The sequence below is a fragment of the Yoonia sp. 208BN28-4 genome, assembly GCF_037543925.1.
Classification (GTDB): Bacteria; Pseudomonadota; Alphaproteobacteria; order Rhodobacterales; family Rhodobacteraceae; genus Yoonia.
This window is the reverse complement of the sequence record NZ_JBBIFY010000002.1, coordinates 273507-297514: the sequence shown is the minus strand read 5'-3', so window position 1 is coordinate 297514 and position 24008 is coordinate 273507. Positions and strand designations below refer to the sequence as shown.

The 24008-nt window shown below is 59.2% G+C and carries 27 protein-coding genes; 18 read left to right on the top strand and 9 right to left on the bottom strand.

What is annotated here, in order from left to right; translation table 11 throughout:
• From V8J84_RS07580 to V8J84_RS07570, 3 genes are all read right to left on the bottom strand, one after another.
• A complete protein-coding gene (locus V8J84_RS07580; RefSeq protein WP_339929692.1) occupies positions 1-471 on the bottom strand; it encodes a hypothetical protein in 471 nt (156 codons plus the stop codon).
• A gap of 4 nt (positions 472-475) precedes the next feature.
• Positions 476-1729: a sarcosine oxidase subunit beta family protein gene (locus V8J84_RS07575; RefSeq protein ID WP_339929690.1), complete on the bottom strand. Its 1254-nt coding sequence runs from the start codon at positions 1727-1729 to the stop codon at positions 476-478.
• 152 nt (positions 1730-1881) lie between these two features.
• Positions 1882-2394, bottom strand: a complete 513-nt coding sequence (locus tag V8J84_RS07570; RefSeq protein ID WP_339929688.1) for a YcxB family protein — start codon at positions 2392-2394, stop codon at positions 1882-1884.
• A 393-nt stretch (positions 2395-2787) separates the two neighbouring features.
• Here V8J84_RS07570 and V8J84_RS07565 point away from each other — a divergent pair, with 393 nt between their 5' ends.
• Genes V8J84_RS07565 through V8J84_RS07555 form a run of 3 tightly spaced genes read left to right on the top strand, consistent with a single transcriptional unit; the run spans position 2788 to position 5377 of the window.
• Entirely contained in the window at positions 2788-4242 is a 1455-nt protein-coding gene (locus V8J84_RS07565; RefSeq protein ID WP_339929686.1) for a TadE/TadG family type IV pilus assembly protein, read from the top strand.
• Positions 4239-4787, top strand: coding sequence for a TadE/TadG family type IV pilus assembly protein (locus tag V8J84_RS07560; protein ID WP_339929684.1), 549 nt, complete (start codon positions 4239-4241; stop codon positions 4785-4787). The genes V8J84_RS07565 and V8J84_RS07560 overlap by 4 nt, the downstream gene beginning before the upstream one ends.
• A complete protein-coding gene (locus tag V8J84_RS07555) occupies positions 4784-5377 on the top strand; it encodes a TadE/TadG family type IV pilus assembly protein (RefSeq protein WP_339929682.1) in 594 nt (197 codons plus the stop codon). The genes V8J84_RS07560 and V8J84_RS07555 overlap by 4 nt, the downstream gene beginning before the upstream one ends.
• Before the next feature lie 53 nt (positions 5378-5430).
• On the opposite strand, the gene V8J84_RS07550 is transcribed toward V8J84_RS07555, so the two are convergent.
• Both V8J84_RS07550 and V8J84_RS07545 read right to left on the bottom strand, forming a co-directional pair.
• A complete protein-coding gene (locus tag V8J84_RS07550) occupies positions 5431-5910 on the bottom strand; it encodes a hypothetical protein (protein WP_339929680.1) in 480 nt (159 codons plus the stop codon).
• 67 nt (positions 5911-5977) lie between these two features.
• The gene (locus tag V8J84_RS07545; protein ID WP_339929678.1) at positions 5978-6925 is read right to left on the bottom strand and encodes an NAD(P)-dependent oxidoreductase; all 948 of its coding nucleotides are present in this window, start codon (positions 6923-6925) and stop codon (positions 5978-5980) included.
• Between the two features lie 153 nt (positions 6926-7078).
• Between V8J84_RS07545 and V8J84_RS07540 the strand changes: the two genes are divergently transcribed.
• Positions 7079-7990 (top strand): pirin family protein, encoded by a 912-nt coding sequence (locus tag V8J84_RS07540; protein ID WP_339929676.1) that lies wholly within the window; start codon positions 7079-7081, stop codon positions 7988-7990.
• Positions 7991-8173: 183 nt separating this feature from the next.
• Here the strand turns inward: V8J84_RS07540 and V8J84_RS07535 are convergent, their stop codons facing one another.
• Together V8J84_RS07535 and V8J84_RS07530 are read right to left on the bottom strand one after the other, a co-directional pair.
• Positions 8174-8419, bottom strand: a complete 246-nt coding sequence (locus V8J84_RS07535; protein WP_339929674.1) for a DUF2842 domain-containing protein — start codon at positions 8417-8419, stop codon at positions 8174-8176.
• Positions 8420-8429: 10 nt separating this feature from the next.
• Positions 8430-9722 carry an adenylosuccinate synthase gene (locus V8J84_RS07530; RefSeq protein WP_339929672.1) on the bottom strand — a complete coding sequence of 431 codons (1293 nt, stop codon included), beginning with the start codon at positions 9720-9722 and terminating at the stop codon, positions 8430-8432.
• 139 nt (positions 9723-9861) lie between these two features.
• Between V8J84_RS07530 and V8J84_RS07525 the strand changes: the two genes are divergently transcribed.
• From V8J84_RS07525 to V8J84_RS07515, 3 genes are all read left to right on the top strand, one after another.
• Positions 9862-10257: a DUF6524 family protein gene (locus V8J84_RS07525; protein ID WP_339929670.1), complete on the top strand. Its 396-nt coding sequence runs from the start codon at positions 9862-9864 to the stop codon at positions 10255-10257.
• Between the two features lie 88 nt (positions 10258-10345).
• The gene (gene secG, locus V8J84_RS07520) at positions 10346-10705 is read left to right on the top strand and encodes a preprotein translocase subunit SecG (RefSeq protein WP_339929668.1); all 360 of its coding nucleotides are present in this window, start codon (positions 10346-10348) and stop codon (positions 10703-10705) included.
• 168 nt (positions 10706-10873) lie between these two features.
• The gene (locus V8J84_RS07515) at positions 10874-12517 is read left to right on the top strand and encodes a CTP synthase (protein WP_339929666.1); all 1644 of its coding nucleotides are present in this window, start codon (positions 10874-10876) and stop codon (positions 12515-12517) included.
• Positions 12518-12591: 74 nt separating this feature from the next.
• Here the strand turns inward: V8J84_RS07515 and V8J84_RS07510 are convergent, their stop codons facing one another.
• A complete protein-coding gene (locus tag V8J84_RS07510; protein WP_339929664.1) occupies positions 12592-13338 on the bottom strand; it encodes a MipA/OmpV family protein in 747 nt (248 codons plus the stop codon).
• Between the two features lie 119 nt (positions 13339-13457).
• Between V8J84_RS07510 and V8J84_RS07505 the strand changes: the two genes are divergently transcribed.
• From V8J84_RS07505 to V8J84_RS07480, 6 genes are all read left to right on the top strand, one after another.
• Positions 13458-14255, top strand: a complete 798-nt coding sequence (locus V8J84_RS07505; protein ID WP_339929662.1) for a 23S rRNA (adenine(2030)-N(6))-methyltransferase RlmJ — start codon at positions 13458-13460, stop codon at positions 14253-14255.
• Positions 14256-14258: 3 nt separating this feature from the next.
• On the top strand, positions 14259-14552 hold the full coding sequence (locus tag V8J84_RS07500; protein WP_339929660.1) for a DUF1330 domain-containing protein: 294 nt from the start codon (positions 14259-14261) through the stop codon (positions 14550-14552).
• Between the two features lie 53 nt (positions 14553-14605).
• Positions 14606-15040 (top strand): tellurite resistance TerB family protein, encoded by a 435-nt coding sequence (locus V8J84_RS07495; RefSeq protein ID WP_339929658.1) that lies wholly within the window; start codon positions 14606-14608, stop codon positions 15038-15040.
• Positions 15037-15792, top strand: coding sequence for a PhnD/SsuA/transferrin family substrate-binding protein (locus tag V8J84_RS07490; protein WP_339929656.1), 756 nt, complete (start codon positions 15037-15039; stop codon positions 15790-15792). The genes V8J84_RS07495 and V8J84_RS07490 overlap by 4 nt, the downstream gene beginning before the upstream one ends.
• An 84-nt stretch (positions 15793-15876) precedes the next feature.
• Positions 15877-16650 carry an ABC transporter ATP-binding protein gene (locus V8J84_RS07485; protein WP_339929654.1) on the top strand — a complete coding sequence of 258 codons (774 nt, stop codon included), beginning with the start codon at positions 15877-15879 and terminating at the stop codon, positions 16648-16650.
• 29 nt (positions 16651-16679) lie between these two features.
• Positions 16680-17405 (top strand): transporter substrate-binding domain-containing protein, encoded by a 726-nt coding sequence (locus V8J84_RS07480; protein WP_339929652.1) that lies wholly within the window; start codon positions 16680-16682, stop codon positions 17403-17405.
• Between the two features lie 63 nt (positions 17406-17468).
• On the opposite strand, the gene V8J84_RS07475 is transcribed toward V8J84_RS07480, so the two are convergent.
• The gene (locus tag V8J84_RS07475) at positions 17469-18539 is read right to left on the bottom strand and encodes an NAD(P)/FAD-dependent oxidoreductase (protein ID WP_339929650.1); all 1071 of its coding nucleotides are present in this window, start codon (positions 18537-18539) and stop codon (positions 17469-17471) included.
• Positions 18540-18651: 112 nt separating this feature from the next.
• Here V8J84_RS07475 and V8J84_RS07470 point away from each other — a divergent pair, with 112 nt between their 5' ends.
• The 5 genes from V8J84_RS07470 (at position 18652) to V8J84_RS07450 (ending at position 24007) form a co-directional block, all read left to right on the top strand.
• Positions 18652-19536: an ABC transporter permease gene (locus V8J84_RS07470; protein ID WP_339930697.1), complete on the top strand. Its 885-nt coding sequence runs from the start codon at positions 18652-18654 to the stop codon at positions 19534-19536.
• Between the two features lie 175 nt (positions 19537-19711).
• On the top strand, positions 19712-20518 hold the full coding sequence (locus V8J84_RS07465) for an ABC transporter permease (RefSeq protein WP_339929648.1): 807 nt from the start codon (positions 19712-19714) through the stop codon (positions 20516-20518).
• 66 nt (positions 20519-20584) lie between these two features.
• The gene (locus tag V8J84_RS07460) at positions 20585-21916 is read left to right on the top strand and encodes a glutamine synthetase family protein (protein ID WP_339929646.1); all 1332 of its coding nucleotides are present in this window, start codon (positions 20585-20587) and stop codon (positions 21914-21916) included.
• Between the two features lie 58 nt (positions 21917-21974).
• A complete protein-coding gene (locus tag V8J84_RS07455; RefSeq protein ID WP_339929644.1) occupies positions 21975-22658 on the top strand; it encodes a type 1 glutamine amidotransferase in 684 nt (227 codons plus the stop codon).
• Positions 22655-24007 (top strand): glutamine synthetase family protein, encoded by a 1353-nt coding sequence (locus tag V8J84_RS07450; RefSeq protein ID WP_339929642.1) that lies wholly within the window; start codon positions 22655-22657, stop codon positions 24005-24007. The genes V8J84_RS07455 and V8J84_RS07450 overlap by 4 nt, the downstream gene beginning before the upstream one ends.
• The last annotated feature ends 1 nt before the right edge of the window (position 24008 follow it).

The following is a 24008-nucleotide window of genomic DNA, read 5'->3' as shown; positions in this document are numbered from 1 at the left end:
TTATCTCAGCCCTTCGCAAACAGACATCGGCACCGCATTAAGCCGATAGGACACAGGTGTGGCGGGTATCTCGGCCAGATCAGTGGCGCCGTTGCAGTTATCGGCATCGCCCATCATCAGGTAAGAGGTGCGGATCACAAGCTCTTGCTTGGACTGACGCGCAACCTCAAAGCTGCCACCATCGCAATCGACGGCGCAGCCTGCGGGTCGGCCCTGAGCCGGACCAAAACAGAACAGACCCTGCGTGATGCGCTGCCCGGCTGCTGGTGTTGCTGCCACGTGGCCCTGCCGCGTCATCTGAGCCTCGATCACTGCGAAGGTGTCATCGTTTGTTGGTGCGTCCCAGATTAGGATGCGCAGCTTTGACACGACTTGCAGCGGATGATCCGCAAGGTGTGCAGGTGAATATGTCCGTTCAAAGCACCCCGTGGCCGGACCGTCGGCCATGGCCGCAAATGGCAGCAAGGCCATCAGGCTAGTGCAGATTGTGTTGCGCACCGGTCCCCTCCTCGTCCATGAGGCCACGCCCTGTTGCAAAGCGATCCAGCCGGAAACGGGCGGCGGGCGCGTGATGTTCACCCGTCGCCATCAGATGGGCAAAGCTGTAGCCGGACCCCGGCACAGCCTTGAAGCCGCCGTAACACCAGCCGCAATTCAGGAACAAACCCTCGGTGGGGGTCTTGTCGATAATCGGGCTGCCGTCGGGTGTCATATCCATGATCCCGCCCCATGATCGCAGCACCTTGGCCTTGCCGATCATCGGCATCAGCGTCATCGCGGCGTCCATCACATGCTCCTTCATCGGAAGGTTTCCACGCGCGGCATAGCTGGCGTAGAAATCAAGATCGCCGCCAAAGACCAGACCGCCCTTGTCGGACTGGCTGATGTAAAAGTGCCCCATCCCGAAACTGACGACATGATCGATGACCGGTTTCAGCCCCTCGGTGACAAAAGCCTGCAAGATGTGGCTTTCCACAGGCAGACGCATCCCCGCCATTGCCGCGACCTGACCCGAGCGGCCAGCAACGACCATCCCGACCTTGCCTGCTTTGATCGCACCGCGCGTGGTCTGCACGCCTGTGACTTTACCGTTTTCGATATCGATGCCGGTGACTTCGCAGTTCTGGATCAGATCCACTCCACGCGCGTCAGCGCCACGCGCATACCCCCACGCGACCGCATCATGCCGGGCCGTGCCGCCACGCGGATGCAACAGACCGCCATAGACAGGGAAGCGCACGTTATCAAAATCCAGATAAGGCAGGTGACTTTGCACGCCATCACGGTCCAGCAAGACGGCGTCATCACCTTGATTAACCATGGAATTGCCGCGCCGCACAAAGGCGTCTCGCTGACCGTCGGAGTGGAACAGATTAATCAGGCCACGCTGTGAATGCATGACGTTATAGTTCAGTTCCTGCTCCATCCCCTCCCACAGTTTCAGGGAATGGGAATAGAATTCGGAGTTACCCGGCAGGAAATAGTTGGCCCGCACGATGGTCGTGTTGCGCCCGACATTGCCGCCGCCCAGATAGCCTTTTTCAAGCACGGCCACGTTTGTCAGCCCGTGGTTTTTGGCCAGATAAAACGCGGTGGCCAGACCATGACCGCCGCCACCGATGATTATGGCATCATAGCTGGGCTTGGGTTCGGGATTACGCCACGCAGGGGTCCAGCCCTTCTGGCCAAACAACCCTTCTTTTATGACCCGAAAGCCGGAATATCGCATGTGCCGCTGTCCTCGGGGTGACGATTCGTACCTGAACAGTTGGCGAGATTTGGCATCCGTTGGCAAGCCTCGGAAAACGTCGCGGCAGGCCCGTTTGCGACAGACTTTTGACCAAACGGGCAAGTCATCCAATCCCGCCAGCGATTGTCCAACTACAGCAAACGCCCTTTGAGCGGTTTCAGGTTGGCCGCCACGATGGCCTCGGCTGCGGCGCGGTCCGCGTGGCTGTCAAAAGCCGCCAGCGGGATGACCGAAAAGCGGCGTTGGTCGATAACCAGAAACAGGAAATCCTGCGTAAAGATGTGGTGCCGGAAGGTGGACCAATCCAGATGGGTTGATGCCTCGGCAGACTGCATATCAAGCCCGCCATCCGCAAAAGCCACGCGGATCGGCGCGGTGTATTTGATCAACCCGCGATAGTGCCGCCGCCACGCCCTGTCGCGCATCACGTCCATGCCGATGATGCCCGCCCCGCCCAGCAGCATGATCCAGCTCCACGGTCCCGGCACGCCTTGCCACATCAGGAACAATGCACAAAAAATAAGCACACCGCCCACCACAAAATTGCCTGTCCGGCCAAGCGCGCGGTGCGCCCATAGCTGGTAACAGCCGCGCATATAGGCGTTTTCAGACAGCGTGTATGTGATGGTGACCGGCGGCTTCATGGCTACAGCAAGCGCGGATCACAGTGTAATTGCAAGTCGATTGCGCATCACCGCCTGCGACGCGGGCTTTCATGGCCGCCGAAACGAAATGTTAAGATATTGATCGTCTTAAGCATTGATTCGACCCCGACTCAGGCCGACACCGCGTTTGCGTTTACCGTATGGAAACGGTTGCGGGCTCAAAGCGCCAATTGTGGCGAAAGCGCCTTGGAATACGACATATTTCAAACCAGTTTCGCCCAACTTTCGTCACAGCACAGTGGTCTAACATCCCTCGGATTAATGCGTTCCGCGTGGCTTTTGTGGTCACGATGGTAACGCGGGAATGGAAAACGAGTGATGGTTCAGATGACACAGCACAAGGCCCACAGCAGGCATCCTTTGCGCAAACTGATGCGCCAGTTCGGACGCGATGAAAACGGCAGCATGATCGTTTTCTCTCTCTATCTGCTTGTCGTGATGTTGATCCTTGGCGGTATGGCCGTTGACTTCATGCGCTTTGAATCGCGCCGCTCGATGTTGCAGGGCGTGTCGGACCGTGCGGCCCTTGCCGGTGCCAGCCTGCGCAACTCCAGCACAGACGAAGAAGCCGAAGCCATCGCACTTGATTACTTTGTGAAGGCCGGACTGGACCAGTATCTTGTCGGTCAACCGACTGCATCGGGCGGCGACGACGCGAACTATCGCGCCGTGCAGGTCAAAGCCGAGATGGAGCTTGATACATTCTTTCTCAAACTCGTCGGCATCGACGCTCTGACCGCTGGCAGCAGCTCAAAGGCGATTGAGGGTGTGGGCAACGTGGAAATCTCGCTTGTCGTGGATATCTCGGGTTCCATGCGGGAAACCACGCACGACGAGAACGGCACACCATTGGCGCAGACCAAGATGCAGGCCCTGCAAGAGGCGGCCAAAGCGTTTACTGCCGCGATCTTCACCGAACAACACCGTGGCAAGATTTCTCTGTCGTTGGTCCCCTATTCGGCTGACGTGAACATTGGCCCAACCCTGTTTGGTCGCGTGACCAACAAGCAGCATGACCACGACTATTCACACTGCCTGAACATTCCGGATTCGGAATTTGCATCGCCCGCATGGAACACATCGTTGACCTATACGCAGGTCCAGCATTTCCAATATTATGACCGCGATGATGGCACGGCCAGCATCTCGAACCCTGTCTGCCCGCGTTATACGCAGGAACGGGTGATCTTCATGTCGCAGAACAAAGACAATATTGATGACCAGATCGAGCTTCTTGCGCCGCGTAACAGTACGTCGATCCACCTTGGTCTGAAGTGGGGTGCGGCTTTGCTTGACCCATCGACACGCGCAATGGTTGCCGGTGGACAGGAAGGCGAATTCAGCGGACGTCCGTTTGACTACCCCTCTGCCACCAACCCGGATTCGCGCACGGAGAAATTCATCGTGCTGATGACCGACGGTGACAACCAGTGGTCCTATCGTCTGGACGACGAACACTATGATACGCCCAGCGAAATCGCGCACTGGGAAGACTACAATCTGGATAACTGGACCGCAAACTACGCCACAAACACCACGCGGGATGATTGGACCTATGTGCGTTACACCGCGCCCAAGTACCTCGAGCTTTACGGGATCGAAGGCGAAAGTGACGCGGACCAGCTGACCAAGAACCTGTGTGACGCGGCCAAGCTGAAAGGCATCCAGATCCACACAATCGCTTTCGAAGCCACATCGGCGGGCGAATCCTTGATGTCTTACTGCGCGTCGTCGCCAAGCCACTACCACAATGCAAGCGGGTCCGAGCTTGTCTCGATCTTCGAAGCCATCGCGGCCCAAATCACCGACCTGAGGTTGACGCTATGATCAATTACCTTCGCCCCATCGCCAGTTTTCTGGGACGGTTCGGCCGTTCGGAAGGTGGCAACGCGTCGATCGAATTCGTGATGATGATGCCGCTGGCGATCATGATTACCTTCACCACCTACGAGACAGGCATCCTGTCCACACGTCAGGTGATGTTGGAACGCGGTCTTGATGTGGTCGTGCGCCGCGTGCGGATCGGGGCGATCCCCGATCCCAAGCACGACGACCTGAAAGCAGCGATCTGTGAAGAAGCTCTCGTGATCCCTGACTGCCTGAACCAGGTGAAGCTGGAAATGGTGATCCGTGATCCGCGCAACTGGCAGAATATGTCGGCGCAACCCGACTGTATTGACCGCGTGCAGGTTGGCACGCCGCTGATCAACTTCACGACCGGCGGCAACAACCAGCTGATGGTTCTGCGGGTCTGCGCGCTTTACGATCCGGTGATGCCCAACACGATTATCGGGTCCGCGATCCCCAAGGAAAGCGAAGGCGCTTATGCGCTGACGGCCGTGTCCTCCTTTGTGATGGAGCCATTCCAATGAGCCTGACAAAATCAATCCTTGCCCGCCTGCGCCGCTTGCGCCGCGACGAAAGCGGCAGTGGTACTGTCGAGATGGTCTTTATGGTGCCGCTGTTGTGCTGGTGCCTGTTGTCGACGATCTCGTATTTTCACGCTTACCGGTCCGAGCACGTTGCAACAAAAGCTGCCACCACATTGGCCGACATGGTGAGCCGTGAAACGGAATACATCACACCGTCCTACCTGAACGGGATGCGCGGCATGCTGCGGTTTTTGACAATGTCGGACACAGTTCCCAGCTACCGCCTGACAGTCATCATGTGGAATGAAGACAAGAACAAATACGTCGTACGCTGGTCACGCGAACGCGGCGACAAGCCAACGCTGCGGACAAGCGATCTGCCCGATATCAGCAACCAGCTTCCGCTTCTGAAAGACCAAGAGCGCGCGATTATTGTCGAGACATGGACAGACTATGTGCCGCAATACGAATACAATCTGGGTCTGAACGAGTTTGAATTCGAAAGCTTTATCGTGACGCGCCCGCGCTTTTCCACGCAGCTTTGCTTTGCGCCGACAGCGGAAACCGATCCGGTTGACGCAAAGTGCTGATCGACTGATCACATGACAAAATGAGCCTCTGACGCTTAGCGTCGGGGGCTTTTTTACGTGGTCGAGATGCGCAACGCGATCTGTTCGGCCATGAATTTGGTTTGGCCTGATGCTGTAACGCCGCCCACGCCAAGCCTGCGCCCCAGACGCCACCACATTCCCGGTGCCCAACTGCGCGGGCCGCTGCTCTTGAGGATCAGCGTAAAGCCGTGGGACGGTTTGAACGCGAAGGCACCACGGTTCACGGCCTCGATTTCCGCCAGTGTCGCAAGGACTTCGCCGTCGCTGCTGCGCACGTCATCCGCTGTCAGATAGACCGACAAAAGCGTGGCGCGGCGCAGCTTGTCACCGATCACCAGCGTCCCGATCCCGAGGGCCAGCAGCAGCGGGGTCAGGACAACTTTGAACGGCGGCAGCAGGGCGATGTAGATCACCAGACCGCCTAGCAAAAAAAGAACACCACAGGCGAAAAGTCGTCGCATCGGCGATGCGGAGACCGTTGCATAAATTCCGTCCTGATCCGGTTGAAACATATCGGCCCCCGCCCCTGTTTGGCGACGGATTACCCGCGAATGACGGGCTTTGCCAGCCCCGACGCAATTAGCCGCGGGGTGGCTTCACCTCATAGCCCGGCTCTTCGGGTTCATCATCGACCATTTCAGCCGGAAATCCGGGGGCAGTGATTGAAAGACCAGTTGCATCCTCAAGCCTGCGAATAATGTCGTCTGACTGGGCGCGGTCGCCATAGCGCGCGATGCCATCCTCGAAAATCGACACCATCAGCGGGCTGATCTCAAGCGGGACATCGTGGCGCTCGGCAATATCCTGAAACAGGCCGATATCCTTTTTCACCAGATCCATCGTGAAGTTGATATCGCGGCACCCGTTCAGGATCATCTGGCTTTCGGTTTCGTGCACAAAACTGGTGCCGGAACTGATCTTGATCGCCTCGTAAGTGGTCGCAAGATCCAGCCCTGCGGCTTTCATCGTGACCAGCGCCTCGCATACGGTCAGCAGGTTGGCGGTGGCAAGATAATTGGTCATCACCTTGAGCGTGCTGGCCGTGCCGATATCACCGGTATGCAAGACGCGGCGGCCAAGGGTGGTCAGGAGCGGCAGGACCTTGTCAAAAGTCGCGCGATCACAGCCTGCAAAGATGCTGATATTGCCCGTATCGGCGCGGTGACAGCCGCCTGACACAGGACATTCAACCGCCGCACCGCCGCTGGCCTTTACCAGCTTGGCCAGCTTCGCGACCTCGACCGCGTCGGTTGTGGACATCTCCATCCAAATCTTGCCGCTGGTGACCTCTGGCAACATGGCCAGCACGACATCCTCGCAAGCAGCAGGGCTGGGCAAACAGGTGATGACGACATCGCAATCACGCATCAACTGCGCGGGGCCAGTGCCGCTGGCCGCACCGCGCGTCACAAATCCGGTCACAAGGGACGCATCAAGATCATAGACGCTTAGCGCATATCCGTTGCGCAAAAGACTCCCCGCAAGCTTTCCGCCGACGTTGCCTAATCCGATGAACCCAACCTGCATAATGCCGTTCCTTTTTGTGTTTCGCTCAAATGCTCGCCGCCCCGTTGCCGGTCCGTCTCGCCCGTTTCCGACATATTGTGTGCACAGCCGCACAGATGGCGATCTTGCGGGACGTGCGGCGTGAACTTAACTGAGGGTCAAAGGAGACATCACATGTCCATCAGACCTACACTTGAGACCCGCCAAGCCATTCCGACCATGGAAGGCGCTGGCGTGAAATTGCACCGTGCATTCGGCTTTCAGGACCCAAGCGAGCTTGATCCGTTTCTGCTGTTTGACGATTTTCGCAATGAGCGACCAGAGGATTACGCCAAAGGCTTTCCATGGCACCCGCACCGCGGGATCGAGACGATTACATACGTGCTCGACGGCACGGTGGCGCATGCGGACAGCCTTGGAAACACAGGCGATCTGAACGCGGGTGACGTGCAATGGATGACCGCCGGGTCGGGCATTCTGCATCAGGAAATGCCGCGCGGAAATGCCAATGGGCAGATGCACGGCTTCCAGCTTTGGGCCAACTTGCCCGGCTCCATGAAGATGACAGCGCCCCGCTATCAGGACGTTGAGGCCAAGGATATTCCGACGGTTGTCGATGACGACGGTACATCTGTGCGCGTGATCGTCGGTGACTTCTGGGGCAAGAAAGGCCCGGTGGACGGTATTGCTGCCGATCCGCAGTATCTGGATGTTTCAGTGCCAGCTGGTGTGCGCAAAACGTTTAAGATCGACACCTATCGCCGCGCTTTTGCTTACGTTTTTGCAGGCGCTGGCAGCTTTACCGATGCGGCCAAACCTGCCGGTATCCTGCTTGAGAAAGAGGTGCTGGGCGAAGAGGTGAACATTCGCGATATGTCCGGCAACCGCACGCTGGTGCGTTTTGGATCAGGCGATGAGGTGACCGTGCAGGCGGGCGATGAAGGCATCAGGTTCCTGCTGATTTCGGGCGCGCCGATTGAGGAGCCTGTCGCGTGGCACGGGCCGATTGTGATGAACACCCAAGCCGAATTGCGTCAGGCGATGATGGATCTGAATAACGGGACGTTTATCAAGCCCGCGCACTGACGCACGGTGCGTTTACTTCTGGTGTTTCGCGCGGTGCAAAGCTGTGCACCGCGTGTGCACCGGACGTGCACCGACGCGGCGGCAGCGCATTTTGGTTAACGCCGGGTGCCTCCGGCGGAAGTATTTTAGTCCAAAAGAAGAAGAGCGGCGCGTTCACAGAGCATCGTGCCGCCTTGTGGGCCGTCAATCGGCAGGCGGTGGCGCGTCGGGATCGGCTTGGCCGATACCCTTGAAGATGGACCTGAGCGGGAAGGCCCATAGAATGCCCAGCCCCACATAGATCAGCAATTCCACACCAAGCGGCGGACGATTGAGTGGATCAGGGTAGAGCCAGTTCATGATCGTCACACACGACACAATATAAAGCGGAATCCCGAAAATCAGGATGGCAATCGCCCAGCGTTTGCGTGCCTTGTAACTGAGCGCCATGATCCGTCCTTTAGTCTGCGAATGGGTCTGTCACGAGGATCGTGTCCTCGCGTTCTGGTGATGTGGAAAGTAGGGCGACGGGGCAGTCGATCAACTCTTCCACGCGGCGCACGTATTTGATCGCAGCCGCTGGCAGGTCCGCCCATGAGCGCGCGCCTTCGGTGCTTTCGGACCAGCCGGGCATTTCTTCGTAGATGGGTTTGCAACGCGCCTGTTCGTCGGCGGCGGTTGGCAGATAGTCCAGCGTTGTGCCGTCTAGTTCATAGCCGGTGCAAATCTTGAGGGTCTCGAAGCCGTCGAGAACGTCGAGCTTCGTGAGCGCGATGCCTGTGACGCCGGAGGTCACGCAGGTCTGGCGGACGAGCGCCGCATCAAACCAGCCGCAGCGGCGCTTGCGACCTGTTGTAGTGCCAAACTCATGGCCGCGCTCGCCCAGCATCTGGCCGTCTGCATCGTGCAGTTCTGTCGGGAACGGACCCTCACCAACGCGGGTAGTGTAGGCTTTGACGATGCCCAGCACAAATTCAATCGCGCCCGGCCCCATGCCGGTGCCAGCCGCCGCCTGCCCTGCGATGACATTCGAGGATGTAACGAACGGATATGTGCCAAAGTCGATGTCGAGGAGCGCACCTTGCGCACCTTCGAACAGGATGCGTTTGCCGGCCTTGCGCTTTTCATTCAGCACCTTCCAGACGGGGGCGGCGTATTCCAGCACCTGAGGGGCAATCTCGCGGAGTTGGGCGAGGAGCGCGTCGCGGTCGATGGGGTCAAGGCCCAGACCGTTGCGCAGGGCGTTGTGGTGGATCAGCGCACGATCAACGCGCAGCTCCAGCGTGGCATCGTCGGCCAGATCGGCGACGCGGATCACACGACGGCCGACCTTGTCCTCGTAGCACGGACCGATACCGCGACCTGTGGTGCCGATCTTAGCGACAGAGTTCTGACCTTCGCGCGCGCGGTCCAACTCGCCGTGGAACGGCATGATCAGGGGTGTGTTCTCGGCGACCATCAAAGTCTCTGGCGTGATCGTGACGCCCTGCCCACGCAGGGTTTCGATCTCTTTCATCAGATGCCACGGATCGAGGACAACGCCGTTGCCGATGACGCTGAGCTTGCCGCCGCGCACAACACCGGATGGCAGCGCGTGGAGTTTGTAGACCTCTTCGCCAATCACAAGCGTATGGCCAGCGTTGTGACCGCCCTGAAACCGCGCGATGACATCGGCGCGTTCCGACAGCCAGTCAACGATTTTGCCTTTACCTTCGTCGCCCCACTGGGCGCCCACGACCACTACGTTTGCCATTGTCAGGTGTTTCCTTGCTGCAATCCCCGCGCCTCTATAGCGATGCACCCCAACGGGCGAAACCGCAAATTGCGCACTGGACAGAGCCGCGCCCGATTGGGCATGGTCCGGCGCAACACAAGACACACGAGGCATCACGATGGGCTTTCTTCTGCGCTGGGCGTTTGCATTTCTGCTGCTGGCCGCGACCTATAACCCGACAGACTGGAATTTTGTGCGATGGGGCATGGCCAACTGGGAAACGAACCTGCCGGTCACTGTGCTGATCGGGCTGGTGCTGCTGGTGGGTTATATCGTCTATCTGCGGGCCACGCTGCGATCCATTGGCGTGTTTGGTATGCTGCTGGTGCTGGCGGTGGCGGGCACCCTGCTTTGGGTACTTTACGATCAGGGGTTCATTGATCTGACCGATCCCACGTTTAATACATGGCTGGCGCTTGTTGTGCTGTCACTGGTGCTGGCAATCGGGCTGTCGTGGTCGATTGTGCGCAGGCGGCTATCAGGACAAGCGGATGTGGATGATATCGACGCCTGAAGAAAGCCCCGGCTTAGGGGTTGCGGCAGGGCCGATCAGCTTTTAGATACCGCCAAGTTGCACCACGCCCCGAAAGGCACGTCCGTCCATGGAAAACGTCATTCTTGTCATCCACCTGATCCTCGCGCTGAGCCTGATTGGCGCTGTGCTGATGCAGCGGTCGGAAGGCGGCGGTCTGGGCATTGGTGGCGGCGGTGGCGGTGCTGGCGCAAGCCGTCCGCCCCAATCGGCAGCGGGCAAGTTCACATGGATTCTTGCGATTGCGTTCATCTGCACATCCATCGCGCTGACACTGATCGCAGCCGATCAATCGGCAGGTGCTTCGGTTCTGGATCGCCTGAGCGACCAGCCTGCCGCGGAAGAGCAAGATACAACCGTGCCGGGCCTGGGCGACGATCTGTTGCCACCGTCCAGCGACGATGCACCGCTGGTGCCGTCCGGCAACTAAGCCACGAGTTATCCACAAGATTTTGTCCAACCTTCGGGGTTGGGCAACATCATCTTGCGTTTGCGGGTTGCGTGAGATGGGCGAATCCGCGTATTCTTAAATCCCGTGATGGTGCGCATCTTGATGTCTGCGCCGTAGCTGAATTTTGACACTCACGGGAGATGCCTGATGGCGCGATTTATCTTTATTACTGGCGGCGTTGTGTCATCTCTCGGCAAGGGTCTTGCCTCGGCGGCGTTGGGATCGCTGTTGCAGGCCCGCGGGTTTTCTGTGCGGCTGCGCAAGCTTGATCCCTATCTGAACGTCGATCCGGGCACGATGTCACCGTTTGAACACGGTGAGGTGTTTGTGACCGACGACGGCGCGGAAACCGATCTCGACCTTGGCCACTATGAGCGGTTCACCGGCGTCCCTGCCCGCAAAACCGATTCTGTGTCGTCTGGCCGGATTTATTCAAACGTTTTGGAAAAAGAGCGCCGTGGCGACTACCTTGGGAAAACCATTCAGGTTGTTCCGCACGTCACCAACGAGATCAAGGACTTCATCCGCATCGGCGAGGATGAAGTGGATTTCATGCTCTGCGAGATCGGCGGCACGGTGGGCGATATCGAAGGTCTGCCGTTCTTTGAAGCGATCCGCCAGTTTGCCCATGACAAGCCGCGCGGCCAGTGCATTTTCATGCACCTGACGCTGCTGCCCTACCTGACCGCATCGGGCGAGTTGAAGACAAAGCCCACGCAACACTCGGTCAAGGAACTGCAATCCATCGGTATCGCGCCCGATGTGCTGGTCTGCCGCTCCGAACAGCCAATCCCTGATCGTGAGCTAGAGAAGATCGCGCTTTTTTGTAACGTCCGCAAAAACTGCGTTGTGCCAGCCTATGATCTCAAGTCGATCTACGAGGCGCCGCTGGCCTATCACGCGCAGGGCCTTGATCAGGCGGTGCTGGATGCGTTTGATATCTCGCCAGCGCCGATGCCCAAGCTGGATGTCTGGCACGACGTCTATGACCGCATCCACAATCCCGAAGGCGAGGTGAAAGTCGCCATCGTGGGCAAATACGTGCAGTTGGAGGACGCGTATAAATCCATCGCCGAGGCGCTGACGCACGGTGGCATGGCCAACCGTGTGAAAGTGAAAATCGAATGGGTGGATGCAGAAGTCTTTGACAAGGGCGACGCCGCCCCGCACCTGACTGGTTTCCACGCAATCCTTGTGCCCGGCGGCTTTGGCGAACGCGGCACCGAGGGCAAGATTAAAGCTGCGCAATTCGCGCGCGAACACAACGTGCCGTATCTGGGCATTTGTCTGGGCATGCAGATGGCCGTGATCGAGGCCGCGCGTAATGTCGCCGGTCTGGCGACCGCCGGTTCGGAAGAGTTTGACCACGAGGCGGGCAAAAAGCGGTTCGAGCCTGTGGTTTATCACCTCAAGGAATGGATTCAGGGCAATCACGCGGTGACCCGCAAGGCAGACGATGACAAGGGCGGAACGATGCGCCTTGGGTCCTATGATGCCGCGCTGACCGAAGGGTCAAAAGTTGCCGAGGTTTACGGCACCACAACCATCGAAGAGCGTCACCGCCACCGCTATGAGGTCGACATCAAATACCGAGATCAGTTGGAAAAGCACGGGCTGTGTTTCTCTGGCATGTCACCGGATGGCAAGCTGCCAGAAATCGTCGAATGGTCCGATCACCCGTGGTTCATTGGTGTGCAATTCCACCCTGAACTGAAGTCAAAGCCGTTTGCACCGCACCCCCTGTTTGACGGATTTGTCCGTGCAGCCGTCGAGAATTCGCGGCTGGTGTAGCACCAGAAGATGAGTATTTTTGGCAAAATGATACGAAAAGGCCGTTGCACACAATGCAGCGGCCTTTTTCGCGATCAGAAGCCGAAGGACACCGAACGCGTCAGGACGATGCCAACCGACAGCTGTTCATCAGAAGCCGTGATCGGGCTGTCGGCTGCGTCTTCGCGCAGCAGATCATAGCGCACGGTGCCGGTCACACCCCAATCATCGTTGAACTGGTAAGTGGCAGATGCCTCAAGCCCGCTTGAGATGACGCCGGCATCGGGATCAAACGCGTCAAAGCCGCTTGCCGCAGCCTCTGCCGCGGTGACGCCGAAATAGGTATCGGCGTAATCATCGCTGCCGATCAGCACGCGGGGGCCAGCAGCAAGTGTCAGTTCGTTTGTAGGGCGGTAGTAGGCATCTGCCCCCACCTCGGCCACGAGCGATTCATGTCCGATCACGCCGTAGCGGACATCGGCATATAGGTAATAGTCGTCAGCTGCATAATGCAGGCCGCCGCCCAATTCGATGGCAGCATCTACGTCGTTCAGGCCCTCAAGCTCTGAAAATTCGTCCGAGGACCGCTCCCCAATATAGCGGAAACCGCCGTGGTAGCCAAAGCCGTCACTGGTGCCGTTTTCGCCAATGGACAGGCTGCCAAAATGCAGGCGTTCCAGACTGAAGCTGCCTGTTGGCCCGATGACGTAATCATCCGACCCGAAATACCCCGGAGCCGCCAAAGCGCCAGCGCCGATGGTAAATTCCACGCCATTGGACTGCGCGTGGGCAGAGGTCGCCATCAGGCTGGCGCCGAGCAGGAGGAGTGGAATCGATTTCATAGCCGTGTTCGTCCGTGAGTTGTATTAAGAGTAACCCCTTGTCAGACAAAAGCAATGGGCCTTGGCCCCATCTGAACAACACGTTACCGATGCTTAACAGCTTACGGGGCAAATGGTTCATGCTTTCTTATCAACACGCCTATCACGCCGGAAATATGGCCGATGTGCACAAACATGGCGCTTTGGCCTGGGCGCTTGATTACATGACCAAAAAGCCCAAACCGCTGACGTATCTTGAGACACACGCGGGCCGCGCGCTTTACGATCTGGGCGGGACCGAAGCCGCCAAAACAGGTGAGGCCGCGCAGGGCGTCGCGCTGATCGATGGGTGGTTTCCTGCCGATCATCCCTATTTGCGGGCGCTGGCCGCGGTGCAGGTCGCGCATGGGCCGGATGCCTATCCCGGATCACCGCTTGTGGCCGCGCAGGTGCTGCGGTCTACCGATCCGCTTTATTTGTCGGAATTGCACCCGCAAGAACATGCCGCACTCACCGCTGTGATGAAGCCTCATGGCGCGATCTGCGACCAAAGGGATGGCTGGGAGATGGCGTTGTCACGCTGCCCGCCAGACCCGCGCCGCGGATTTTTGCTGATCGATCCCTCGTTTGAGGTGAAATCGGATTATCAGAGCATCCCGGACACCATCGCCAAACTGCACCGCAAGTGGCCCGTGGGCGTCATCATGCTGTGGTATCCGATCCTGACAAGCGGGGCCCATGCGCCGATGACGGCCGCGTTGTGCCGCGCTATTCCGGACGGGTTGCTGCATGAAGTGGCCTTTCCCCCTGCCCGCGAAGGACACGGTATGACGGGATCGGGGCTGTTTGTGGTCAATCCACCATATGGCCTGTCAGACGAACTGGCGCGGTTGAAAGCGAAATTTGCCACCCGCGCGCCCCAACCCAAGGAGGTCTGACACATGCCCAAAGGATACTGGATTGCCCATGTCGCCGTTGATGATCCGCACGCCTACGAGGCGTATCGTGCGGCCAATGCGGTGGCGTTTGCCAAATACAACGCGCGGTTCCTCGTGCGCGGCGGCACGCGGGTTGATGTCGAAGGCACAGCCAAACCCCGTAGCGTCGTGATTGAGTTTGACAGCTTTCAGGATGCGCAGGATTGCTATCACAGCCCCGAATATCAGGCCGCTAAGGCGCTGCGCGATCCGGTGTCGTCTGGCGATTTGGTGATTGTCGAAGGATATGACGGATAATTGCGCGGGCTTTGGGGTTTTCTGCTGCGGCAGGCGGCCCTATATCGCAATTCATGTTTGGTGATTTCATACGGCGTTTGACCGCCCCCGACCCCGCCCCGCTTCCCGAGACCGATGCGCGTCTGGCGCTTGGCGCGCTTCTTGTGCGACTGGCCCGCTCTGACGGTGATTATGCCGTGTCAGAGCGCGAGAAAATCTCGAAGGTACTGGCCCGCCGTTACGGCCTGTCAGACCCCGAGCCGCTTTTGCGTGACTGCGAAGAGCTTGAGGCGCAGGCGCCCGACACCGTGCGCTTTACCCGCGCGATCAAAGATGCCGTGGCCTATGATGAGCGGACCAGCGTGATGAAGGCCATGTGGGAAGTCGTGCTGGCAGACGGTGCGCGCGGTGCGGAAGAGGACAGCATCATGCGGATGGTTGCGCCTTTGCTAGGTGTCACCGACCAAGACAGCAATATCGCCCGCCGCGAGGTCGAACAGGGCAAATGATCGCCAGTTTTCCGATGTATGACCGCCCGTCGACGCGGGCCGGTTATGATGCGCTGTGGGTGCTGATCCGCGACAACCTGCGCGACGCGGGCCTTGATGCACCAGACGCGCTGGATCACGAGATGCCGCATCTGGACACATGGGCACAGGATGATCTGGTGCTGGGCCAGATTTGCAACTTGCCGCTGCGGGCCAAATTCGCGCCGACCGTGACCGTGATCGGGACGGCTGATTATGGCCTGCCTGACTGCCCCCCCGGTCATTACAATACGCTGTTTATTGTGCGCGGCGATAGTGATGTGACCGATCCCTACGCGGCCATGCAGCAGCGGTTTGTGATCAACGACTATATGTCACAATCGGGCTTTGGCGCGGCCCATCAGATGGCCGCCCGCAAAGGGATCGACCTTGTGCCGCAACTTGCGTCGGGTGCGCATGCGCTCAGCCTGCGGGCCGTGGCCACCGGTGCCGCCGATTGCGCCAGCATTGACGCGCAAACATGGCGTCATCTGTGTGCCGATGATCCCCTGTCGCAAGAGGTGCGTGTCATCGGACAAACACAGTCCAGCCCGGCGATGAGCTTGATCACCGCAGGCCAGCGCGACCCTGCCCCGTATTTTGCCGCGATCAAAGCCGCACTTGCCGCATTACCGCAGCAGCACCAAGACGCAATCGGCTGGCGCGATATCGTACAACTGCCGGATGCAGACTATGCTCTGCCCATCCCCGCACTGACACAGGCCGTGGCCTGACCCTAGGTCACATCAGACCGAATCCGTTGCAAACCCTGCAAAAATAAGCCCTACTGCGCCGAAGCTGTAAGGGACGACCAACACGTGACGACCGCCGCGCCAGTCATTGAAATTCAGGATCTTCACAAGGCCTATGGGTCACTTGAGGTGCTCAAAGGCGTGAATATCGCCGCCCCCGCGGGCCATGTGGTGTCGCTTATCGGTTCGTCCGGTTCGGGAAAATCAACGCTGCTACGCTGCGCCAACCTGCTTGAGGATAGCCAGCAAGGCGAGGTGCTGTTTTGCGGCGAACCGGTGACGTGGAAAGGCACGGGCCATAACCGCAGGCCCGGTGATCACGCGCAACTGATCCGCATCCGCACGAACCTGTCGATGGTGTTCCAGCAGTTTAACCTCTGGGCGCATATGACGATCCTGCAAAACGTGATGGAAGCACCCGTGACGGTGCTGAAACGCGATCCGGCGCAGGTCGAGGAGGCAGCGCGCAAGTATCTGGCCAAGGTCGGCATCGGTGACAAATGCGACGTCTATCCTGCCCAGCTTTCCGGCGGCCAGCAGCAACGTGCCGCGATTGCGCGCGCCCTTTGTATGGAGCCTAAAGCGCTCTTGTTTGACGAACCCACATCGGCGCTTGATCCTGAACTGGAACAAGAGGTGGTGAAGGTGATCAAAGACCTCGCCGCCGAAGGCCGCACGATGCTGATCGTCACCCACGACATGCGGTTGGCTGCTGATGTCAGCGACCACGTCGTATTCCTGCACCAAGGCCTGATCGAAGAAGAAGGACCGCCGGAGACACTCTTCAGCAGCCCCAAGACAGACCGCCTGCGCGGTTTTCTGTCCAGCACACAACATTAATCAAATCATCAACTTACGGGAGAAACCTGATGAAAAACCTGATCCTTTCCACTGCCGCACTGGCGCTGACCGCTGGCATGGCAATGGCCGATGGCCACGCCGTTGTCCGCATGGGCACCGAGGGCGCCTACCCTCCGTATAACTTCCTCAACGACGCTGGCGAAGTTGACGGTTTCGAGCGCGAGCTGGGCGACGAGCTTTGCGCACGTGCCGAGCTGACCTGCGAGTGGGTCACAAACGAGTGGGACAGCATTATCCCCAACCTCGTGTCCGGCAACTACGATGTGATCATGGCTGGCATGTCGATCACGGACGAGCGTGACGAAGTGATCGACTTCTCCGACCCATACACACAGCCCGATCCATCTGCATTCCTGTCGATGAACGCTGATTTCGACATCGAAGGGTCTGTTGTGGCGGCACAAGCTGGCACCATTCAGGCTAGCTATGTGGCTGAAAGCGGTGCAACGCTGCTCGAATTCGCAACACCTGACGAAACTGTCGCTGCTGTGAAAAACGGCGAAGCGGATGCGGTTCTGGCCGACAAAGCGTTCCTCGCACCTGTTGCTGAGGCCGACGCGGACATGACACTGGTGTCCCAAGACGTTCTGATCGGTGGCGGTATCGGCCTTGGCCTGCGCGAAAGCGATGCAGAGCTGCGTGAGAAGTTCAGCGCGGCGATCCAGTCCATGAAGGACGACGGCACATTGAACGAGCTGATCGTGAAGTGGCTGCCAGACTCCGCGACGTTCTAAGTCGGCAGTAGACCAAAACGTGAGAGAGGGTCGCCAGTTTGGCGGCCCTTTTTCGTGCGGCTCTCAGTGTCGGGGGCGGTACGGGGCCAAAAGGGCCGCCTCATCCGCATCAAGGCCGTGCGTGATCTCACGCGCAATAAGCTGACCCATCAGCGGGCCAAGCGTAATGCCCGAATGCATCACCGCCACGTAAAGTCCGTTGTCCAATGCGCCGACGATCGGCTGTCCGCCCTCGGGCACAGGGCGTTCGGCACGTTGCACCTGTGACCAGCGCAGATTGTCCAGCCCATGGAACATACCTTTCAGGCGCGCGACGGTGTCATCGGCTGCCGCTTCGGGCGTGTGGGTAAGCGAGGTCGTTGTGTCGCCCTGATGGCCAAGTGCGGCGGGCAAGAGGAGCTGACCCGACGCCTCTTGCCGGATTTCCCCGACGGGAGAGGCAAGGATGTGGTTGAGCATCGGCCGCAGTGGTGTGGTGCGCACGATATAGGCGGGGCGCGGAACCAGATGGATATCAACACCCGCTGTTTGCGCCAGCGCCGTCGTGCCCGTGCCAGCGGCGACAATAACCTGATCGGCGAGCAACCTGCCTTGGGCTGTCTCAACGCCCGCGGCGCGGCCATTTCTCATATGGACACCTGTCACGGGCGTATTCTCGATCAGTTGCGCACCAAATGACTGCGCCGCTGCAAGCAACTGCCGTGGGATGGCTGCGGATTGTGCCGCCCCTTCTTCGGGGAAGAACAGAGCCGTCTGCGGGGCGTCGCGCAAGGCAGGCTCCATGTCCGCGACTTGTGCGCGGGTCAGCATCTCGACGGGGTAATCCACGCCGCGAAGTGCATCATAAGTGGCCGCCAGTTCAGCGGGGGGCATGTCCCAGCACACACACCCCGGCCATGTCACATCAAGCGCAAGCTCTGACGCAAGCCTGCGCCATGCCGCGATGCCCGCGACACGCAGGTGGTGGTGGGCGATGTCGAGGTAGAAGCTTGCGTTGATCCAGCCAAATGCGGTCGCCGTCGCAGGGCCAGCACCCGCACTGATCACCCGCACGCGGTGGCCGTCGCGCGCCAGATGCAGGGCCGTCGCTGCGCCGATGATGCCCGATCCCACGACAAGTATGGATTGCACCATGATACAACGCCCTCAAACTGCTGTTTTCGTAGCGATACATATTGGCGACAACGCAATCACATGCAATGCTGTTCGTCGGACCCATAACCGCCAAGACCAAAAGGGGCGCGCCATCTTTAGCTACTGTGCAGATCCCGCCACCCTTGAAGGGTTCACTTGGCTGTCGTGCTACCTGACCACGGGCAAGCACATGAACCTGTATTATTCGCTGGGCACGGTGCTGTTGCTTTTGGCGATCACAGCGCCGGCAGCACTCGCGTTCGGATTTGGCGGGGCGGCGTCGGCGCGGAGCAATTTTGCGCCCCTGCGCTGGTTCGGCAAAACCTACATCGCCATTGTGCGCGGTGTGCCTGACATCGCGTTTTTCCTGTTTTTTGTCATCGCCTTGGATCAGGGCTTTGAATACGTCCGCCACCGGATCAAGTGCCCCGACTGGCCCGATGCGGTGCGGCAGGGCAATGACTTTGTCGTCTGCGCGCAGGCGAAACTGCCCCTTGGCAACGCGCCGCAGTGGATTCACGAAACCTACGGGTTTTTCCTTGCTGTTCTGACCTTTGCCATCGTGTTCGGGGCGTTTGCGGCCAACGTGCTTTATGGCGCGATGCGGGCGGTGCCACGCGGGCAGATCGAAACCGGAGAGGCTTACGGCATGTCGCGCCGCCAGACCTTCTGGCGCATTCTTGTGCCGCAGATGTGGGTCTATGCCCTGCCCGGCCTGTCAAACCTCTGGATGGTGCTGATCAAGGCCACGCCGCTGCTGTTTCTGCTGGGTGTGGAGGATATCGTCTACTGGTCGCGCGAGCTGGGCGGGTCCAAGACGCCGCAATTCACCGACTACCCGCACCCCGACTGGCGCATGTGGTACTTCTTCGGGCTGCTGGTGTTTTACCTGTGCTTTACCCGCGTGTCCGAGGTCGTGCTGGACCGGATCATGGCGCGGCTGACGAAGGGTCAGGCCACGTCTGGCGGCGAAGCACAGCGAAAGGCAGCGGCGTGATGCGAAACACCATATCCTTGTCCCGCCCGGCATCGCCGGGCAGCGCACTCCCTCCCCACGGAGGGCGCTTTTGCGACGTTGCAATGAGTAGTGCCGCTGATTTGGTTGATATGACACCAGTCAAACAGATGGTCCAAACGCCCTCCAGGGAGTGCGCTGCCCGGGGCTGTGCCCCATGAGCTGCGCCCAGACTATCCTCGACTACGGCCTGCGCTCCATCGGGATTGGTGAGCGTCTATTGCCGCGTTCGGATTTCACCCTTTGCCAGCAGTTCACCCTGATCGGGTCGGGCATGATCTGGAACATCTATTTTGGCGTGCTGGCCCTGATCATCGGGTTTGTGCTGGCGACGGCGGTGGCGATGGGCAAGGCCTCGACCAGCCGCTGGACCCGCAAACCGGCAGAGTGGTTTATCTTTCTCTTCCGCGGCTCACCGCTCTTTATCCAGTTCTTTTTCGCCTACTTCCTGTTCCTGTCGCTTAAGGGCGTTTACCCGATCTTCAGCCCCCTAACGTCCGCCACTTTCGGCGCGTTGGTGGTGCTGATCCTCAACACTGCCGCCTATTCGGGCGAGATATTCTATGGCGCGCTGCAGTCCATTCCCAAGGGCGACACCGAGGCCGCTGACGCCTACGGGATGTCGGGCTGGGCGCGGTTCAAGCGGGTGATCTGGCCCACGATGCTGCGTCTCGGCTGGCCTGCTTACACGAACGAGGCGATCTTTCTGTTCCACGCCACCACGCTGGTTTATTTCGCAGGCTTTCCCGCGTTTCAGCAAAAGGGCGACGCGCTGTATTACGCCAGTTATTTTGCCGACAAGACGTTCAACCCGTTTATCCCCTACCCCATTCTGGCGGGGTATTTCATCATCCTGACACTGATCGTCATCAGCATTTTCGGCATCATCAACGCGCGGCTGAACCGGCATTTGCCGCAAGAGCGCCGCCGCCGTTTGCGTATTCGCCCGCAGATCATTCGGTAGCTTGCACTTGCGCGCACTTGGGCGCATAGCAATGGCGTAACTCCTTTATTTCAGGCCCCCCACGCGATGAGCTGGCTTCACGAAAACCCCGATGTCCGTAACGTGCGCTGTGGCGCTGCCGACCTGAACGGTCAGGCCCGTGGCAAGCGCGTACCCCGCCGCTTTGCCGAAAAGCTCGAGGCCGAAGGCACGCGGTTCCCGCTCTCTGTTCTGAGCCTCGATATCTGGGGCGAGGATGTGGACAACAGCCCGATGGTGTTCGAGACAGGCGACGCAGACGGAATTTTGCTGCCCACCGAGCGCGGTTATGTGCCGATGCCGTGGCTGGAACGCCCGTCGGCGCTGCTTCCGGTCTGGATGCATTGGGAGGACGGCACACCGTATCAAAGCGATCCGCGTCACGCGCTTGCGCGGGTTGTTGAACGGTTTGCTGCGCTTGATCTGACGCCTGTCGTCGCCACCGAGATGGAGTTCTATCTGGTCGATGACAGTGGCCGCGAATTGCGCCAGCCGCGCAGTCCGCGATCGGGTAAACGCCGCCCCGGCGCGGAAATTCTGTCGCTGCGGGCGCTGGATGCGTTTGATGTGTTCTTCAACGATCTTTACGACGCCTGTGAGGCGATGGACATTCCCGCAGAGGCTGCCATTTCCGAAGGCGGTCTGGGCCAATTCGAGGTGAACCTCGAACACGTCAATGACGCGCTGAAGGCCGCTGATGATGCGTGGCTGTTCAAGATGCTGGTGCGCGGGCTGGCCCGCAAGCACGGGATGGCTGCCAGCTTTATGGCAAAGCCCTATCCCGAACACGCGGGCAACGGCTTGCACACGCATTTTTCGATCATCGACAAAGATGGTCGGAATATCATGGACAACGATACGTTCGAAGGCTCTGACGTGTTGCGTAATGCCATCGCGGGCTGCCTGAAGGGTATACCTGAACTGGCGCTGATCTTTGCGCCGCACGGCAATTCCTATGAACGGCTGGTGCCGGACAGCCATGCGCCAACGGCCATTTGCTGGGCCTATGACAATCGCACGGCCTCTGTCCGCGTGCCTGGCGGCAGCTTCAAGGCGCGCCGCGTGGAACACCGCGTGGCCGGTGGCGATGTGAACCCCTATCTGTTTCTGGCGGCTGTACTGGGCTCCGCCCTGATCGGGATCGAGGACAAGCTGACACCGCCCGCCCCGATTTCGGGGAATGCCTATGATCAGGAAATCCGGCAGATTCCCGACACGTGGGCCGCCGCGATTGATGCGTTTGAGACAGGTGAAATGGTCAAACGCATTTTTGATCCGCTGCTGATCAAGAACTTTGTGCTGACCAAGCGGCAAGAGCTGCACTATTTCCAGCAACTGACGCCGGAAGAACAGCTTGAGCTTTATCTCGATACAGTCTGACTTGCCCGCGTGACATCACGGGCCTAACGTCTTTGCAAACGCGCGACAGGACATCCAAATGAAAATCGGTATTCTCCAGACCGGCCACGCCCCAGAGGAACTGCGGCCTTTGTCAGGCAACTTCAGCAATCTGTTTGAAAAATTCCTCGATGGAAACGGCTTTGACTTTGTCGTCTATAACGTGGTCGACATGGCCTTTCCCGACACGATCCGCGATTGCGATGGCTGGCTGATCACCGGCTCGAAACATGGCGCTTACGAGGATCACCCGTTTATTGCCCCGCTTGAGACGTTCATCCGCGATTGTTACGCCGCAGATATTCCGATGGTTGGCGTCTGCTTTGGCCATCAGATCATCGCGCAGGCGCTGGGTGGCAAGGTGATGAAGTTCGAAGGCGGCTGGGCCGTTGGTCGGCAGTCCTATGACTGGCAAGGCGAAACGATCTATCTGAATGCGTGGCATCAGGACCAGGTTGTGGCCCTGCCCGAAGGTGCCGAGGTTTGTGCCAGCAATGATTTTTGCGCCAATGCCGCACTGGTCTACGGACAAAAAGCGTTCACCGTGCAGGCGCATCCCGAATTTGACGGCGCGTTTGTCGACGGGCTTGCGACCTATCGCGGGCCGGGTGTGGTGCCGGACGGTCTGCTTGATACCGTGCGCGCAAACATTGACGCGCCTGTTGATAACGCGCGACTGGCCCAGCAGGTTGTGTCGTTCTTCAAGGAAAGACGTGTCGCATGACCTGGACCGATGACATCCCCGAAGCGGCTTTGAAATACCTTGAGGCAAGCCGTCTGGACGAGGTGGAATGCCTGATCCCCGACTTGCCCGGCATCGCGCGCGGCAAGGCTGTGCCAGCTGCCAAGTGGGAAAAGCAGACGCATTTCCATCTGCCCAATTCGATCTTTTTCCAGACCATCACGGGCGATTGGGGTGAGGCCGCCGGACCGGGCGGGTTTACCGAACCAGACATGATCCTGCGCCCCGATCTGGGCACGGCGACGGCGGCCCCTTGGGCGTCGGACGGGACATTGCAGGTAATTCACGATGCCTTTGACCAAAAAGGCGATCCGGTTGGGTATTCCCCGCGCAACGTGCTGAAACGCGTGGTGGCACTCTACGAGGCGCAGGGCTGGACGCCCGTTGTCGCACCCGAGATGGAGTTCTATCTGGTGGGCCGCAACGTGGACCCTGCCAAGCCGATTGAACCGATGATGGGCCGCACGGGGCGCCCTGCGGCTGGTCGTCAGGCCTATTCGATGACGGCGGTGGATGACTATGGCCCCGTGATCGACGACATTTACGAATTCGCCGAAGTGCAAGGCTTTGAGATTGACGGCATCACGCAGGAAGGCGGCGCAGGCCAGCTTGAGATCAACCTGCGCCACGGCGATCCTGTCAAACTGGCTGACGAGGTGTTCTATTTCAAACGCCTGATCCGCGAGGCGGCGCTGCGCCACGATTGTTTTGCCACTTTCATGGCCAAGCCGATCAGCGGGGAGCCCGGCAGCGCGATGCACATCCACCATTCGGTGATTGATGACGAGGGCCGGAATATCTTTACCGGCAAGGGTGGCGGCGAGACGGACGCGTTCTTCCACTTTATTGGCGGGTTGCAGGAACACATGCCAAGCGTCATCGGCGTGATGGCCCCTTATGTGAACAGCTTTCGCCGCTACGTGAAAGACTATGCCGCGCCGATCAATCTTGAATGGGGACGCGATAACCGCACGACGGGCATCCGCATCCCGATCAGTGATCCAGCCGCGCGGCGGATCGAGAACCGCTTGGCGGGCATGGATTGTAATCCCTATCTGGCCATCGCCGCATCACTGGCCTGCGGCTATTTGGGTCTGGTCAACAAGATCGCCCCCGACAAGCGCTACAAGGGTGAGGCCTATGACGCCGAGCCCGATATCCCGCAAAGTCCATACGAGGCGATGGAACTGTTTGATGCAGCCACCGAGATGCACGGCGTGCTGGGTGCGGAATTTGCGCGCGTGTTTTCCATTGTGAAAAGGGCGGAATACAGCGAATTCCTGCAAGTCATCAGCCCTTGGGAACGCGAACACCTTTTGCTGAACGTCTGAT

What these genes read in the sequence shown, in the direction of transcription:
- V8J84_RS07550 (WP_339929680.1), bottom strand. Translation starts at nt 5,910, where the DNA reads ATGTTTCAACCGGATCAGGACGGAATTTATGCAACGGTCTCCGCATCG.
- V8J84_RS07500 (WP_339929660.1), top strand. Translation starts at nt 14,259, where the DNA reads ATGCCCAAAGGATACTGGATTGCCCATGTCGCCGTTGATGATCCGCAC.
- V8J84_RS07510 (WP_339929664.1), bottom strand. Translation starts at nt 13,338, where the DNA reads ATGAAATCGATTCCACTCCTCCTGCTCGGCGCCAGCCTGATGGCGACC.
- V8J84_RS07455 (WP_339929644.1), top strand. Translation starts at nt 21,975, where the DNA reads ATGAAAATCGGTATTCTCCAGACCGGCCACGCCCCAGAGGAACTGCGG.
- V8J84_RS07580 (WP_339929692.1), bottom strand. Translation starts at nt 471, where the DNA reads ATGGCCTTGCTGCCATTTGCGGCCATGGCCGACGGTCCGGCCACGGGG.
- V8J84_RS07515 (WP_339929666.1), top strand. Translation starts at nt 10,874, where the DNA reads ATGGCGCGATTTATCTTTATTACTGGCGGCGTTGTGTCATCTCTCGGC.
- V8J84_RS07465 (WP_339929648.1), top strand. Translation starts at nt 19,712, where the DNA reads ATGAGCTGCGCCCAGACTATCCTCGACTACGGCCTGCGCTCCATCGGG.
- V8J84_RS07560 (WP_339929684.1), top strand. Translation starts at nt 4,239, where the DNA reads ATGATCAATTACCTTCGCCCCATCGCCAGTTTTCTGGGACGGTTCGGC.
- V8J84_RS07575 (WP_339929690.1), bottom strand. Translation starts at nt 1,729, where the DNA reads ATGCGATATTCCGGCTTTCGGGTCATAAAAGAAGGGTTGTTTGGCCAG.
- V8J84_RS07530 (WP_339929672.1), bottom strand. Translation starts at nt 9,722, where the DNA reads ATGGCAAACGTAGTGGTCGTGGGCGCCCAGTGGGGCGACGAAGGTAAA.
- V8J84_RS07555 (WP_339929682.1), top strand. Translation starts at nt 4,784, where the DNA reads ATGAGCCTGACAAAATCAATCCTTGCCCGCCTGCGCCGCTTGCGCCGC.
- V8J84_RS07545 (WP_339929678.1), bottom strand. Translation starts at nt 6,925, where the DNA reads ATGCAGGTTGGGTTCATCGGATTAGGCAACGTCGGCGGAAAGCTTGCG.
- V8J84_RS07535 (WP_339929674.1), bottom strand. Translation starts at nt 8,419, where the DNA reads ATGGCGCTCAGTTACAAGGCACGCAAACGCTGGGCGATTGCCATCCTG.
- V8J84_RS07540 (WP_339929676.1), top strand. Translation starts at nt 7,079, where the DNA reads ATGTCCATCAGACCTACACTTGAGACCCGCCAAGCCATTCCGACCATG.
- V8J84_RS07450 (WP_339929642.1), top strand. Translation starts at nt 22,655, where the DNA reads ATGACCTGGACCGATGACATCCCCGAAGCGGCTTTGAAATACCTTGAG.
- V8J84_RS07495 (WP_339929658.1), top strand. Translation starts at nt 14,606, where the DNA reads ATGTTTGGTGATTTCATACGGCGTTTGACCGCCCCCGACCCCGCCCCG.
- V8J84_RS07525 (WP_339929670.1), top strand. Translation starts at nt 9,862, where the DNA reads ATGGGCTTTCTTCTGCGCTGGGCGTTTGCATTTCTGCTGCTGGCCGCG.
- secG (WP_339929668.1), top strand. Translation starts at nt 10,346, where the DNA reads ATGGAAAACGTCATTCTTGTCATCCACCTGATCCTCGCGCTGAGCCTG.
- V8J84_RS07490 (WP_339929656.1), top strand. Translation starts at nt 15,037, where the DNA reads ATGATCGCCAGTTTTCCGATGTATGACCGCCCGTCGACGCGGGCCGGT.
- V8J84_RS07475 (WP_339929650.1), bottom strand. Translation starts at nt 18,539, where the DNA reads ATGGTGCAATCCATACTTGTCGTGGGATCGGGCATCATCGGCGCAGCG.
- V8J84_RS07505 (WP_339929662.1), top strand. Translation starts at nt 13,458, where the DNA reads ATGCTTTCTTATCAACACGCCTATCACGCCGGAAATATGGCCGATGTG.
- V8J84_RS07480 (WP_339929652.1), top strand. Translation starts at nt 16,680, where the DNA reads ATGAAAAACCTGATCCTTTCCACTGCCGCACTGGCGCTGACCGCTGGC.
- V8J84_RS07570 (WP_339929688.1), bottom strand. Translation starts at nt 2,394, where the DNA reads ATGAAGCCGCCGGTCACCATCACATACACGCTGTCTGAAAACGCCTAT.
- V8J84_RS07460 (WP_339929646.1), top strand. Translation starts at nt 20,585, where the DNA reads ATGAGCTGGCTTCACGAAAACCCCGATGTCCGTAACGTGCGCTGTGGC.
- V8J84_RS07565 (WP_339929686.1), top strand. Translation starts at nt 2,788, where the DNA reads ATGCGCCAGTTCGGACGCGATGAAAACGGCAGCATGATCGTTTTCTCT.